The 12,565-nt window shown below is 71.0% G+C and carries 13 protein-coding genes; 6 read left to right on the top strand and 7 right to left on the bottom strand.

What is annotated here, in order from left to right; all coding sequences use genetic code 11:
* Positions 1-66: 66 nt before the first annotated feature.
* A complete protein-coding gene (locus Pmi06nite_RS11340; RefSeq protein WP_203952886.1) occupies positions 67-633 on the bottom strand; it encodes a TetR/AcrR family transcriptional regulator in 567 nt (188 codons plus the stop codon).
* A 79-nt stretch (positions 634-712) separates the two neighbouring features.
* Between Pmi06nite_RS11340 and Pmi06nite_RS11335 the strand changes: the two genes are divergently transcribed.
* Positions 713-1,846, top strand: coding sequence for an FAD-dependent monooxygenase (locus Pmi06nite_RS11335; protein WP_203952885.1), 1,134 nt, complete (start codon positions 713-715; stop codon positions 1,844-1,846).
* 31 nt (positions 1,847-1,877) lie between these two features.
* Here the strand turns inward: Pmi06nite_RS11335 and Pmi06nite_RS11330 are convergent, their stop codons facing one another.
* Positions 1,878-2,774, bottom strand: coding sequence for a DMT family transporter (locus Pmi06nite_RS11330; protein ID WP_239113827.1), 897 nt, complete (start codon positions 2,772-2,774; stop codon positions 1,878-1,880).
* Positions 2,775-2,879: 105 nt separating this feature from the next.
* Positions 2,880-3,239 (bottom strand): VOC family protein, encoded by a 360-nt coding sequence (locus tag Pmi06nite_RS11325; protein WP_203952883.1) that lies wholly within the window; start codon positions 3,237-3,239, stop codon positions 2,880-2,882.
* Between the two features lie 136 nt (positions 3,240-3,375).
* Between Pmi06nite_RS11325 and Pmi06nite_RS11320 the strand changes: the two genes are divergently transcribed.
* Positions 3,376-5,730: a preprotein translocase subunit SecA gene (locus Pmi06nite_RS11320; protein WP_203952882.1), complete on the top strand. Its 2,355-nt coding sequence runs from the start codon at positions 3,376-3,378 to the stop codon at positions 5,728-5,730.
* Between the two features lie 106 nt (positions 5,731-5,836).
* Here Pmi06nite_RS11320 and Pmi06nite_RS42955 read toward each other — a convergent pair whose 3' ends face one another.
* Positions 5,837-6,439 carry a hypothetical protein gene (locus tag Pmi06nite_RS42955; RefSeq protein WP_373317288.1) on the bottom strand — a complete coding sequence of 201 codons (603 nt, stop codon included), beginning with the start codon at positions 6,437-6,439 and terminating at the stop codon, positions 5,837-5,839.
* 355 nt (positions 6,440-6,794) lie between these two features.
* Between Pmi06nite_RS42955 and Pmi06nite_RS11310 the strand changes: the two genes are divergently transcribed.
* Together Pmi06nite_RS11310 and Pmi06nite_RS11305 are read left to right on the top strand one after the other, a co-directional pair.
* Positions 6,795-7,346: a GntR family transcriptional regulator gene (locus Pmi06nite_RS11310; RefSeq protein ID WP_308442492.1), complete on the top strand. Its 552-nt coding sequence runs from the start codon at positions 6,795-6,797 to the stop codon at positions 7,344-7,346.
* Between the two features lie 265 nt (positions 7,347-7,611).
* Positions 7,612-8,484 carry a lytic polysaccharide monooxygenase auxiliary activity family 9 protein gene (locus Pmi06nite_RS11305; RefSeq protein ID WP_203952881.1) on the top strand — a complete coding sequence of 291 codons (873 nt, stop codon included), beginning with the start codon at positions 7,612-7,614 and terminating at the stop codon, positions 8,482-8,484.
* Positions 8,485-8,541: 57 nt separating this feature from the next.
* On the opposite strand, the gene Pmi06nite_RS11300 is transcribed toward Pmi06nite_RS11305, so the two are convergent.
* Both Pmi06nite_RS11300 and Pmi06nite_RS11295 read right to left on the bottom strand, forming a co-directional pair.
* Positions 8,542-9,867 carry a lanthionine synthetase LanC family protein gene (locus Pmi06nite_RS11300; protein ID WP_203952880.1) on the bottom strand — a complete coding sequence of 442 codons (1,326 nt, stop codon included), beginning with the start codon at positions 9,865-9,867 and terminating at the stop codon, positions 8,542-8,544.
* Positions 9,868-10,023: 156 nt separating this feature from the next.
* Positions 10,024-10,419, bottom strand: a complete 396-nt coding sequence (locus Pmi06nite_RS11295; RefSeq protein ID WP_203952879.1) for a VOC family protein — start codon at positions 10,417-10,419, stop codon at positions 10,024-10,026.
* A gap of 132 nt (positions 10,420-10,551) precedes the next feature.
* On the opposite strand from Pmi06nite_RS11295, the gene Pmi06nite_RS11290 reads away from it, so the two are divergent.
* Together Pmi06nite_RS11290 and Pmi06nite_RS11285 are read left to right on the top strand one after the other, a co-directional pair.
* Entirely contained in the window at positions 10,552-11,013 is a 462-nt protein-coding gene (locus Pmi06nite_RS11290; protein WP_203952878.1) for a pyridoxamine 5'-phosphate oxidase family protein, read from the top strand.
* Positions 11,014-11,023: 10 nt separating this feature from the next.
* The gene (locus Pmi06nite_RS11285) at positions 11,024-12,082 is read left to right on the top strand and encodes a zinc-binding alcohol dehydrogenase family protein (RefSeq protein ID WP_373317287.1); all 1,059 of its coding nucleotides are present in this window, start codon (positions 11,024-11,026) and stop codon (positions 12,080-12,082) included.
* Here Pmi06nite_RS11285 and Pmi06nite_RS11280 read toward each other — a convergent pair.
* The gene (locus Pmi06nite_RS11280) at positions 12,079-12,549 is read right to left on the bottom strand and encodes a CBS domain-containing protein (protein ID WP_203953217.1); all 471 of its coding nucleotides are present in this window, start codon (positions 12,547-12,549) and stop codon (positions 12,079-12,081) included. The genes Pmi06nite_RS11285 and Pmi06nite_RS11280 overlap by 4 nt on opposite strands.
* Between the last annotated feature and the right edge of the window lie 16 nt (positions 12,550-12,565).

The raw sequence follows: 12,565 nt of genomic DNA, 5'->3' as shown, positions 1-12,565 counted from the left end.
GTTCTCCTCGGCATCGTTCACGTCAGCAGCGTACCGACCAGCCGGTATGGCTGTCGAACCCCCTCGTCACGGGAGGCAGCCCCGGAGGAAGCCGGCGAAGGCGGCATGGAGGTCGCCCAGCGATGGCGCCGCGCCCGCCCCCACCACGGCGTCGAACAGGATGCCCTCAGCGAAGGCGACGAGCCCATGGCCGTGCCGTACGGGATCGGCGGAGCCGACGGTCGAAAGAAGGGCGACGGCGGGCTCGCGGAACCGGCGGCCCAACTCGTCGTAGACCTTGCGGAGCTCCTGCCGGCGGGTCGCCTCGAGAGCGAGTTCGTACCGGGCGATCGTGCCGCGCCGGTTCGCCGTCACGGCCTGGTACGTCACCTGGGCGATGAGGCCGGCCAGGTCGTCGGCCGTCTCCGGCGGCCCGGCGGCGAGCGGGCCGGAGAAGAGGGCCGCCTCCCTGTCGGCCAGCCGGGCGATGGTCAACTCGAGCAGGGCGGCGCGGGTGCGGGCATGGTTCGAAGTGGAGCCCTGCGGCAGGCCCGCGGCCTCGTCGACCGCGCGATGGGTCAGCCCCCGCATGCCGCGCTCGGCCAGGATCTCGATGGCCGCGTCCGCGATGGCTTCCGCCCGATGACTGATCACGGTCGAATACTACGCCCGTAGTGACATCGAACTACAGGCGTAGTACGTTCGACTACAGATGTAGTGAAAGGGAGGCGTCATGGCACAGGCGGTGGTGATCGGTGCGGGAATCGGCGGTCTGACGGCTGCGGCGGCCCTCGAGCGCGACGGATGGGCGGTGACCGTCTTCGAGCAGGCGCCGTCGATCCAGCCCGTCGGATCAGGGCTGGCCGTGGCGCCGAACGCGCTGAGGGCCCTCGACACGATCGGCGTGGGCGACGAGGTGCGCAAGCTCTCCGCCGTCCAGGGCGAGGCGGGCATACGGCGGCCGGACGGCCGCTGGCTCTCCCGGACGAGCGCCGAGGAGGCATGGGCACGCTACGGCGATCCCACCGTGATCCTCCTCCGCTCGGCTCTGGTCGACCTCCTGGCTGTACGGCTCTCGTCCGGCGCCCTGCGCGTGAACACCCGCGTGGAGTCGGTCGATCCAGAAGGCGGGCGAGTCACCACGAACGACGGCGACATCGCGGCGGACCTGATCGTGGCCGCCGACGGCATCTGGTCCTCGACCAGGGAGGCGCTGTTCCCCGGGCACCCCGGCCCCGTGTACGCGGGGGTCACGAGCTGGCGCCTCGTCGCCCCGGCCTCCGAGACGCGCGGTCCCGTGCCCGCCGGCGAGACGTGGGGCCGCGGACTGGTTTTCGGCGTCATGCCACTGGCCCACGATCAGGTGTACTGCTACGCCACGGCGGCGGCGCCCGCCGGCGAGCAGGCGGCCGATGAGAAGGCCGAGCTGACCTGGCTGTTCGGCGACTGGCACCACCCGATCCCCGCACTGCTCGCTGCCACCGGGCCGGATGCGGTGCTGCGCCATGACCTCTATTCCATGGACGCGCCGCTACCTGCCTTCCACAGAGGCAAGGTGGCGCTGCTCGGCGACGCCGCCCATGCGATGACGCCCCATCTGGGGCAGGGCGCCTGCCAAGCCATCGAGGACGCCGTGGTCCTGGCCCATCACGCGGGCCGCGCCGGGCTCGCCGCCTACACGGCCGACCGGCTGGAGCGCACGACGCGCATCGCGCGGCGGTCGAGGGCCATCGGCCGGCTCACCAGGTGGCGCAACCCCCTGGCCGTTCCGGCCCGCGACGTGATGCTGCTCCTCGCGGGGAGGCTCGGCCCCAATGTGGCCTTCCGCCAGTTCGACGACGTCTTCGACTGGCGTCCCCCGGCGTGACCGGCCGTACCGGATGGGGAGGTGACCCCGGTCAGAGCCGGGCCGTCTCGACGGCGCCGGCCCCTCCCTCGGGGAACTTCACCGGGACGCCTTCCGGAACGCCTTCTGGGACGGCCTGGGAATGATCGGGCGCCATCCGGCCCAGGGTTATGGTCCCGGCGATGAGCACCGCGGCCGCCACCAGAGCGGGGATCACGTTCCCCGCCCCGGTGGGCAGCGGTTCGCCGAGCAGCACGGCGCCCGCCGTCACCGAGGTGATGGGGTCCACCACCTGGACCCCGGCGTAGGCGATGCCGAAGTAGCCCACGGCGTACGACTTCTGCAGCAGCACCACGGCGCAGACCAGCAGCACGGGGATGGCGATGGTGAACCAGGTGAGCAACCGTGCGAGGTCACCGCCGAGCCCGCCGCCCACGACCCGGACGAACGTGGACACCGTCGCGGTGACCGAGCCGGCGCCGATCGCCATCAGCAGCGCCTTGAGCGGCCCCCGCAACCACCGTGCGATGAAGAACGTGACCGCGACGATCACCCCGACCGTCCCGATCAGCCCGATGGCGGCACGGCTCGACAACACCGGCGTCACGTTGTGGGCCGGGACGAGCAACATCAGGCCCAGCAGCCCGGCCGCGACCGCGACCGAGCCGATGATCTCGGCCCGTCGCGGGCGCCTGCCGTGAAGCCACGCCGCGAGGGGGACGGCGAAGACCAGCGTGGCCACACTCACCGGCTGCACGACCACGAGCGGCGCGATGCTGAGCGCGACGGCGTGCAGGGACGCGCCCGTGAAGCCGATGACGCCGCCGATCCACCAGCGCGGCCGCCTCACCAGTTTGAGTGTGGCGCCCGCGCTGACCGCCTCGCGCTGCTGCAGGGCGGCACCGAGGGCGTAGCCCAGGGCTCCGATGAGGGCGATCGAGATTCCCATCAAGATCATGGGCGCCGGCCGGTGAGTCGCGAGTCGAGTGTCACCACGCAAGCTTAAGGACAAAGGTCACTGCCCCGGCCGCTTGATCACTCGACCCGCATGAAGTCATGACCTTTCCGGACAGACGCAAAACAGGTGGCCCTCCGGGTCCGCGAGGACGATCCACCCGTCACCGGGCTGGAATTCCGGCTTGCTCGCACCCAGTTCGACGTACTCCTGTACGGCCTTGGCCACGTCCGGCACCCGGAAGTCGAGGTGGAACTGCTTGTCGGCGCCGGGCCACGAGGCCGGTTTCCGGTCGGGAATCCGCTGGAAGTAGATGGCGGTCGTGCCGTCGCCGATTCCGGCGTACTCGTCCTCGGCGTACTGCACCTCGAATCCGGTGATCGTGGCGTAGAACTCGGCCAGCTTCTTGGGCTCGGCACAGTCGATGGTGACGGCGATGAGTTTCGCGATGGTTGTCATGCGGGCCATACTTCCGGCCATACCTGTCAACCTCTGACAGCAATGCCGGGGTGCCCGGTCAGGTTGTCAGACCGGATAGTGGCACCATGAACCGGGCAGACGGAACCAGTCCGGCAGGTGAGTCGTTGGAGCGAGCATGGCCTCGGTAGCTGACTTCGTCAGGCGTTTTCTCGACAGGCCGGGAAGCGTCGACCTGACGCCGTTCCAGCGAACGGTCGAGCGGGCCGGGGAACTCGAGGCCGAGGTGCGCGAGCGCACCGAACTGCGGGCCGGAGAGGTGGGCACGCCGGAGTTCTGCGCCGTCATGCGCGAGGCCGCCCGCCGCGCGCTCGGTCAGCGGCCCTTCGACGTCCAGCTCGTCGGCATGCTGGCCATGCTGGACGGACACGTCGCGCAGATGGCGACCGGTGAGGGTAAGACGCTGGCCGGCGCCCTGAGCGCCGCCGGATTCGCCCTCCAGGGCAAGCACGTCCACGCGGTGTCGGTCAACGACTACCTCGCGCGCCGTGACGCCGAGTGGATGCGGCCCCTGTTCGAGATCCTGGGGCTCACCGTCGGCTGGATCTCCGAGACCTCCACGCGCGAGGAGCGCCGGGACGCCTACACCAAGGACGTGACCTACGCGGCGGTCAGCGAGCTCGGCTTCGACGTGCTCCGCGACCGGCTGGTCACCGATCCCGCCGAGCTTGTCGTCCCCACACCGCAGGTCGCGCTGGTGGACGAGGCCGATTCCGTGCTCGTCGACGAGGCCCGCGTGCCGCTGGTGCTGGCCGGGGCCGCCGATCCCGGTACGGCGGTGCCGGAGATGGCCGCGCTGGTCAGGAGACTGTCCCGCGGCTACCACTACAAGGTCGACCAGGAGGGGCGGAGCGTCTTCCTCACCGCCAAGGGCACCGACACGGTCGAGAAGGCCCTCGGCGTCGATCTCTATCAGGACCCCGGCGTGGTGACCGAGGTCAACCTGGCACTGCACGCACACGCGCTGCTCACGCGCGACGTCGACTACATCGTGAGGGACGGGCGCGTCCATCTGATCAACCAGTCGCGTGGACGCGTCGCGCTGCTGCAGCGGTGGCCCGACGGGCTCCAGGCGGCGGTGGAGGCGAAGGAGAAGCTCCCCGCGTCGGAGACCGGGGAGATCCTCGACTCCCTGACCATCCAGGGCCTGCTGCGCGGCTATCCCGAGATCTGCGGCATGACCGGGACGGCCGTCGCCGTCGGCGAGCAGCTCCGCGAGTTCTACGACCTCAAGGTCGCCGTGATCCCGCCCAACAAGCCGTGCGTCAGGGCGGACGAGCCCGACCGGATCTTCGCTACGGCCGAGGCCAGGCAGGAGGCCCTGCTGGACGAGATCGACGCCCAGCACGCCACCGGCCGTCCCATCCTGATCGGCACGCTCGACGTCGCGGAGTCCGAGCGCCTCGACGAGGCGCTCCGCGCCCGGGGGCTGCGGCCTGTGGTGCTCAACGCCAAGAACGACGCGGAAGAAGCGGCGATCATCGCCAGGGCCGGCGCCCTCGGCACGATCACGGTCTCCACCCAGATGGCCGGCCGCGGCACCGACATCCGGCTCGGCGGACGGCCGGCGGGCGACGACGGCGGGACCATCGAGGATTCCACCGGGGATTCCAGCGGAGCGTCCCTTGGGGATCCCGCCGAAGAGTCCGTCGGAGAATCCGTCGCAGAGTCCACGGAGCGTAACGTCGCGGACCTCGGCGGGCTGTACGTCATCGGCACCGGGCGGCACGACAGCAGCAGGCTCGACGACCAGCTCCGCGGCCGGGCCGGGCGGCAGGGCGACCCCGGCGGCTCGGTCTTCTTCGTCAGCGGCGAAGACGAGTTGCTCACCGCGTACGCGGCCGGGGAGTCACTCCCCGGCGCCGACCCCGACGGGGTCGTACGGCAAAAGCGGGCGGAAGATCTCGTGGCGCACGCCCAGCGGGTCGCGGAGGGCGTCAACCTGGAGATCCACCGCAACACCTGGCGCTACACCCGGCTCATGGAGGAGCAGCGGACGCACGTCCTCGAGCTGCGCGACCGGGTCCTCCACGGCGACGCCGCGGCGGAGGCGCTGCGGACGGCTCTCCCCGACCGCTTCCGCGAGCTGAGCGAGACGGTCGGCGCCGACGTCGTCGAGCAGGCATGCCGGCAGATCGTGCTGTTCCATCTGGACAGGTGCTGGACCGAGCACCTCGGTTATCTGGCGGACCTCCGCGAGGGCATCCATCTGCGGGCGCTCGGACGGCTCAACCCGCTCGACGAGTTCAACCGCGAGGCGGCGCCTGCCTATCGCAGCCTGCTCGACGAGGTCGAGCAGCGGTCGAAGGAGACGTTCGAGACGGCGGACGTCACCGCCGACCTGGCCGACCAGGGTCTCAAGCGGCCCACCGCGACGTGGACGTACCTCGTTCAGGACAACCCGTTCGGCTCCGACTGGGAGCGCATCCTGCAGCGCGTGGCGGGGACGCTGAAGCGCCGCCGCAAGAAGTAGGCGGCACGCCGGCGTCGGTCCTCAGGGGCCCCGAAGCGCGGCCGTTCCCGTCAGGACCGGCGGACGCGGCTGTTTCCGTCAGGACCGGCGTGTGCCGACGTTTCCGTCAGGACCGGCGGCTTGCGGCGCGGCGAAGCGCGCTTCTGCCCGCCGCCGCGGCGACCGCGCAGACGATGAGGGCGGCCGAGACCTCGGGGCAGGGAATGACGGGCTCGGAGTACGGTCCCGTCGCCGACACCGTGCTGAAGCCCGGAGCGGCCGACACGCTGTCATCGGCGGGAGTCGCGGCGGCCGGGGAGGCTGGGGAGGCCAGTGCGGACGCTGCGGGCGCGGCAGGCGCTGTGGGCGCTGCGGACGGGCAGACCATCACCGGCCCGTTGGGCGAGTCGTCGTGGACGCTGTAGGCCCCGGCCGAGAACGGCCGCGGAGCGGCCTTCTTACCCGGGTTCGAGCCCCACTCGGTGACGACGTAGGTCACGTTGATGTGGCCGGCTCCGCCGTTGCCCTCGACGGTCATGGAGGAGTCGTCCCACGTGCCGCCGGTCAGGTCGGCGAAGGTCTTGCCGTCGAGGTCGAGCATCACGCCGTGGTCGGACGGGATGCCGGGCCCGCGGTCGCCGATGAAGAACTCCGCCTTCTTGCCCTGGTAGACGACATAGCCCTTGGTCCCCAGGGGCCAGCTCGGGCTCGCCGCGAGGCCTTTCTGCATCGGCTTCCCCGAGGCCGGGGTGCCGGTGTCGCCGTTGACGCCCGAGCCGTCGTCCCAGAAGTAGGAGGCGGTCGTGGTGCCCTTGAGCAGCGGCTGCTCAGTGCAGCCGGACGGGATCTGGAGGGGGCTCTGGGGAGGCTGTGCCGCGATGCTGGAAATGGGGGATCTCCTGACTGGTCACGGTTGAGTAATCGGACATTAAGCCAAGAACAAGTCAAACCCCAAGTCATCGCCACGAAATTTTACTTTTGCCACATACAGTCACAAAGCTCACTCTGGCCGCGACCAGCTCCACCCGCAGCCACGTAGGCGTGATCATGCACACATTCGGAGAAGCATCGGCCGACCTGCGCCGATGCAGCCCGTGATCATGCGCACCTTCGTAAAAAACGCCCTGACCTGGCATTACTCCCTCCGTGATCATGCGCAGACGACAGGCATGGCCGTACGGGAAGCGCAGGGAGCCGGCGTCATCTGCCGCAGTCGGGTGCGAGGAGGTGTGGGAGTGCTCGAGGTCGTCAGCCAGGTGGAGTCGTCCATGAACCGCCCGCGCGAGGAGATCCTCAGCGGCGCCCTGCGACCCGGCGACCGGTTGGTCGAGGGGCAGCTCATCCGGCGGTCCGGCATCAGCCGCACCCCTCTGCGCGAGGCACTAAACGAGGCGCTGCGCCTGCTCGACGAGCAGGGCCTGGGAGAGCATCCACCCCGGCGGGGCGGCGGCGGCCGAGATCGGCGACGGCGTCCGCCGGCATCGGAGCCTCTTCGAGGCGGTAGCCGCCGGCGGCCCTGGGGTCGTCCCCCAGGTCCGCGCACGGGGCCCGCACCTACATCGGCTGAGCCGATCGCGGCCGGCTCACTGACCGGGCGTCGGCCCGGTCGCTCCGGACCGTCGCAAGGAATTGCATGATCACGAACGGCATATGCCCAGGTCAGGACATGAATTCACGAACCTGCGCATGATCACACCCAGGGAAGGCGCAGGCCAGCGGCCTTGATCACGAAAGCGTGCATGATCACGCGGGAAAGGAGGAGGGGGGTGACGGGGCGGGGGTTGTTGACCGGGGTCTTTTCTGGGAGTAACTTCGATCAAACTCTTAGGAAAGTTAACTAAGAGTTAAATGCAGTAAGACGCCGTGAACTGCATGAACACCCCCCGCCAAAGGAGATGCCTGATGAGCAGGAAGCGAACTGCGGCAATCGTGGCCGTCCTCGGCAGCATCCCACTGCTGGCCGTTCCCGCGGCCCTCGCCCACGGCACCATGCAGAACCCCGTCAGCCGCGCCTACGCGTGCTTCCTGGAGGGCCCCGAGAGCCCGAAGTCGGCGGCCTGCAAGGCGGCCGTCGCCGCCGGAGGCACCCAGGCCCTCTACGACTGGAACGAGATCAACCTCGCGAACGCGGGCGGCCAGAGCCGATCGATCATCCCCGACGGCAAGCTGTGCAGCGCGGGCCGCGACAAGTACAAGGGATTCGACCTGGCCCGGACCGACTGGCCCGCGACCAGCGTCAACCCCGGCTCGTTCACCTTCACCTACCGCGCGACCGCGCCCCACCGCGGGACCTTCGAGCTCTACCTCACCAAGGCGGGCTACAACCCCGCCCAGCCGCTCAAGTGGTCGGACCTGGACGCCACCCCGTTCCTGCGGGTGACCGACCCGCCGCTGACCAACGGCGCGTACACGATGACCGGCACGATCCCCTCCGGCAGGTCCGGCCGCCACCTGATCTATTCGATCTGGCAGCGCTCGGACAGCCCTGAGGCGTTCTACACCTGCTCCGACGTCACGTTCGGGGGCGGCGGCAACCCCACGCCGACACCCACCCCGACGCCCACGAGGACCCCCACACCCACCCCGACGCCGACGCCCACCCCGACACCCACGCAGACGCCGCCCGGCACCACGCCCGCGTGGAAGGCCGGTACGGCCTACGCGGTCGGCGCGAAGGTCATCTACGGCGGGTCCACCTACCAGTGCCTGCAGGCTCACACGGCCCTGACCGGATGGGAGCCGCCCAACGTGCCGGCGCTCTGGAAGAAGATCTGATCCGCTCGGTACGGCCCGCCGGTCCTGTCCGGCGGGCCGTACCCGCCGAACGGCCGGTCAGGAGCCGTCGCCGAGCAGCCGCGCCGGCAACGGGATGGCGGGGAACGGGTTGTCGGGCAGCAGGATCATCCGGCGCGGCGCGGCCGCGAGGTCGGCGGCGTCGAGGTGGAGCAGCGCCGACCCGATTCCCGCCGCCCCCACCATGTAGCCGGTGTCCGCCGTGACCTCCCACGGCCGCAGCCGCCGATAGGCCTGGTACCAGCGGTAACCGGTCTGGTCGTGGGCCGTGGCCCGGCCGATGAGGTCCTGCCCGATCGACCGGGCGTACTGCAGGTACGTCTCGCTCCCCGTGGCGGCCCACAGGCCGATGAAGAACTCCAGGAGCCCCGCGCTGCCGCAACACTGGCACGCCACGTTCCAGTAGCCGGACGTGTGCCGTTGCGGCACTCCGCTCTGGACGATGCCGTGCGCGAGCCGCTCGACCCAGTCGAGGTCGCCGGGGTCGCCGGTGACGCGGTGGAGCTCGTAGAACATCCGGGCGACCCCCGCGGAGCCCGAGCAGAATCCGAGGTAGTGCAGGCTGCGCCCCTGCGGCACGTGGTGCGGGACCATGGCGCACTTGTCGGTCACCACGCTGACCGTACGGACGAAGTCGGCCCCCCTCCGCGCGGCCGACAGGAACCGCTCGTCCCCGGTCACGCCGTACAGGCGGGCGAGCAGGAATGCGGTGCCTGCCGTACCGGACAGGAAGCCGGGGGTCACCGCGTCGACGGGCAGGTCGGCGCAGGAGTCGCCGCCGAACCGGTGGCCGGGCACGGCGAGCGAGGCGATGCGCTCCCCCGCCTCGACGGCCACCTCCTCATAGGCCGGGACGCCGAGGATTCCGGCGGCTTGCAACAGCGCGAGCACGATGCCGCCGTCGCCCCGCTGGGCGGGGTCGCCGGTCCACCCGATGCCGTCGCCCAACCGGCGCACGCTGCGGACGATCTGGTCGGCCGCCGCCCGGGCGGCCTCGCCGATCCGCTCGTCGTCGGTCGCCCAGGCCACCTCGGACATGGCGAAGACGGCCCCGGACAGGCCGTGATAGAGGGTCAGGTCGGCCTGGTCGGGCCAGGTCGCGGCGAGGTAGCGGGCTCCGGCCCCGGCGTCGTCGAGGTAGGCCTCGTGCCCGGTGGCGGCGGCCAGTTCTAGGAAGAACAGGACGATCCCGGCCGCGCCGGAATAGAGGGACGACGGATGACCGGCCTTCGCCGATCGGCCCTGGGGGTCGGGATTGGCGGCCCAGTGGCGGCCGAGCCCGTCGTCGGCTGCCGCGGACCTGACCCAGCGCGCGGCCATGACGGCGGCGGTGGTCGGCGTCTCAGCACATGCCCACGAGCTCATGCCTCATTGTCCCATATTGTTGGTAGGTAATAGGGTTACTTTCGTGTGCGCATCTCACGGTTCCGGCGATCCAGGTGTCCCGCGTGGATCGGCTCGACCGGCACCACGGCCACGGCACCGCGCGTCTGCGCATGATGTCGTGGACCGCGGATATTTTCAATCGATCACCCGGTGGTCCCGTCTCAGCGGGTGCTCCGGCGGGATCTCGACGATGACGATGGGCGTGCCGTCCGGGTCCTCGATCCACATCTCCACGAGACCCCATGGCTCCGTCACGGGGCCGCGGGCGACCGCGACCCCGGCTGCCACGAGCCGGTCGTGCTCGGCGTGGACGTCCCGGACCTGGAGCCAGATCCGCGGCCCACGGCCCGAGGGGCCGTCCGATCGCCCGGAGACCTCGAGCAACCCCTGGCCGAGGAAGAACACCACACCCGGGTCGTCCGATGGGCCGAACTCCCGGAAGACCGCCAGGCCGAGCACGTCCCGATAGAACCGGCGGCTCGCGTCGAGATCGGCGGGGCGCAGCAGGATCCGGCTGCTCAGGACTTCCATGGGTGAATCCTGCCCACCGCCGCCAGGTCGTCACCGGACGGCGGGCCTTTCGTCCCTCCCACAGGGGCCGGATGGCCGTGCCGCGGACGCACGCGGCGGACCACGCTTGACTCACTGCGGGAGGAGACCCACATGACGGAGAGCGCCCTGCCGGCCCGCGATCCCGAAGCGGCCACCCCGTCCAGGCCGAAGAAGCTCGACAAGGACGAGTGCCTGCGCCTGATCGCTCCCGGCGGCGTGGGCCGGATCGCCTTCGGCGCGGGCGCCGGGCCCGTGATCCTCCCGGTCAACTACGTGATCGTCGAAGGAGTCGTCCTGATCCGCACCGCCTTCGGCGGGCCGATGGACCAGGACCTGCGAAGCGGCGTCGAAGGCTGTGAACTGGTGATCGCCTTCGAGGTCGACCGCTTCGACCACGCCGCGAGGGAAGGCTGGAGCGTCCTCATCCGGGGCGGCGCGCACCACGTGGTCTCCGACAGTGAGCACGCCGCGGCCGCCGCCTCGGGCCTGGAGTCGTGGGCGGGCGGCGAGCGCGAGTTGTACATCAAGGTCGTCCCCGTGGAGATCAGCGGCCGTCGCGTCTCGCGCTTCTAGGATCGCGGACATGGGAGACGTTCAGGCCCCTGCGGGGCTTCCTGCGGAGATGGACGCCTGGGTCGTGGCGCGCCCGGGGCCGATGGACACCCACCCCCTGGAGCGGGTCAGGCTGCCGGTGCCCGTCCCCGCGCCCGGCGAGCTTCTGGTGCGCGTCGAGGCCTGCGCGGTCTGCCGTACGGACCTCCATCTCGCCGAGGGCGACCTCCCGCCCCGGAGGCCGCGGACCGTGCCGGGACACGAGGCCGTGGGCAGGGTCGCCGCGCTCGGCCCCGGTACGGCGGGGCCGCCGCCGGGCACACGGGTCGGCGTGGCGTGGTTGCGCTCGACCTGCGGGGAGTGCCGTTACTGCCGCCGCGAGGCGGAGAACCTGTGCCCGTCGTCCACCTACACGGGCTGGGACGCGGACGGCGGCTACGCCGAATACCTCACCGCGCCCGCCGCCTACGTCTACCCGCTCCCGGAGGACGCGGGGGCCGCCGGCCTCGCCCCGCTGCTGTGCGCGGGGATCATCGGGTATCGCGCGCTGCTCCGCGCCGATCTCCCGCCCGCTGGGCGGCTCGGCATCTACGGTTTCGGAGCCTCCGCCCACCTGACCGCCCAGATCGCCGTCGCCGAGGGCGCCGTCGTCCACGTCATGACGCGGTCGGCCATGGCGCGGGATCTCGCCGTGGAACTGGGCGCGGCCTCGGTGGGCGGCAGCACCGACAGCCCGCCCGAGCCGCTCGACTCCGCGATCCTGTTCGCCCCCGTCGGAGATCTCGTGCCCGTCGCGCTCGCCGCGCTCGACCGGGGCGGCACCCTCGCCGTCGCGGGAATCCATCTGACCGACATCCCGGCGCTCAACTATGAGCGCCACCTGTTCCAGGAGCGCACCCTCCGCAGCGTCACCGCGAACACCAGGGCGGACGGCCGGCGGTTCCTGGAGCTCGCGGCCGTCCACGGGCCGCGGGTGACGACCACGCCCTACCCCTTCCATGAGGCCGACCGAGCCCTTCGGGACCTCGCCGCCGACCGGGTCGAGGGCGCGGCCGTACTGATCATGGAAGGTGGCCGGGAGGCGGTCTAGCAGGGCGGCAGCACCGGCTCCAGGCGGAACAGGCCGCCTCGCACGTCCATCGGACCGTGTGGGGGCGTGGCCCTGCCGGCGACGGCCTTCAGGACGTCGAGCGCGGTGATGAGGCCTTCCAATGTCCCCGCGGGGCCGGTCACGGGAACGACGTCGACGTCCGAGTCGATCATCAGGGCGGCGACGGCGGACAGGGGCATCTCCGGGGTGGCGCACGGGCACGGCTGGGTGTCGAGCAACCGGGCCACCCGCACGCTCGACTGCTCCGCAGGCCCTCCCGACCAGTGGCAGGCGAGGTCCTCGCGCCTGAGCACGCCGACGATCCGGGACTCGGCGTCGATCACCGGCAGGTGGTGCAGGTCCGCACGGCGCATGAGCTCCCACGCCATCAGTGGAGACTCGTCCGGCTCGACGGTGACGAGCATCCTGCTCATCACGTCGGCCGCCGTCATGGTCTCGACCGTCATCTGGTCCACCACCTCC

The organism is Planotetraspora mira (assembly GCF_016863275.1).
Taxonomy (GTDB): Bacteria; Actinomycetota; Actinomycetes; order Streptosporangiales; family Streptosporangiaceae; genus Planotetraspora; species Planotetraspora mira.
The sequence above is the reverse complement of the archived record's forward strand: the minus strand, read 5'-3'. Positions and strand labels throughout refer to the sequence as shown.

What these genes read in the sequence shown, in the direction of transcription:
- Pmi06nite_RS11335 (WP_203952885.1), top strand. Translation starts at nt 713, where the DNA reads ATGGCACAGGCGGTGGTGATCGGTGCGGGAATCGGCGGTCTGACGGCT.
- Pmi06nite_RS11330 (WP_239113827.1), bottom strand. Translation starts at nt 2,774, where the DNA reads ATGGGAATCTCGATCGCCCTCATCGGAGCCCTGGGCTACGCCCTCGGT.
- Pmi06nite_RS11325 (WP_203952883.1), bottom strand. Translation starts at nt 3,239, where the DNA reads ATGACAACCATCGCGAAACTCATCGCCGTCACCATCGACTGTGCCGAG.
- Pmi06nite_RS11320 (WP_203952882.1), top strand. Translation starts at nt 3,376, where the DNA reads ATGGCCTCGGTAGCTGACTTCGTCAGGCGTTTTCTCGACAGGCCGGGA.
- Pmi06nite_RS42955 (WP_373317288.1), bottom strand. Translation starts at nt 6,439, where the DNA reads ATGCAGAAAGGCCTCGCGGCGAGCCCGAGCTGGCCCCTGGGGACCAAG.
- Pmi06nite_RS11310 (WP_308442492.1), top strand. Translation starts at nt 6,795, where the DNA reads ATGCAGCCCGTGATCATGCGCACCTTCGTAAAAAACGCCCTGACCTGG.
- Pmi06nite_RS11305 (WP_203952881.1), top strand. Translation starts at nt 7,612, where the DNA reads ATGAGCAGGAAGCGAACTGCGGCAATCGTGGCCGTCCTCGGCAGCATC.
- Pmi06nite_RS11300 (WP_203952880.1), bottom strand. Translation starts at nt 9,867, where the DNA reads ATGAGCTCGTGGGCATGTGCTGAGACGCCGACCACCGCCGCCGTCATG.
- Pmi06nite_RS11295 (WP_203952879.1), bottom strand. Translation starts at nt 10,419, where the DNA reads ATGGAAGTCCTGAGCAGCCGGATCCTGCTGCGCCCCGCCGATCTCGAC.
- Pmi06nite_RS11290 (WP_203952878.1), top strand. Translation starts at nt 10,552, where the DNA reads ATGACGGAGAGCGCCCTGCCGGCCCGCGATCCCGAAGCGGCCACCCCG.
- Pmi06nite_RS11285 (WP_373317287.1), top strand. Translation starts at nt 11,024, where the DNA reads ATGGGAGACGTTCAGGCCCCTGCGGGGCTTCCTGCGGAGATGGACGCC.
- Pmi06nite_RS11280 (WP_203953217.1), bottom strand. Translation starts at nt 12,549, where the DNA reads ATGACGGTCGAGACCATGACGGCGGCCGACGTGATGAGCAGGATGCTC.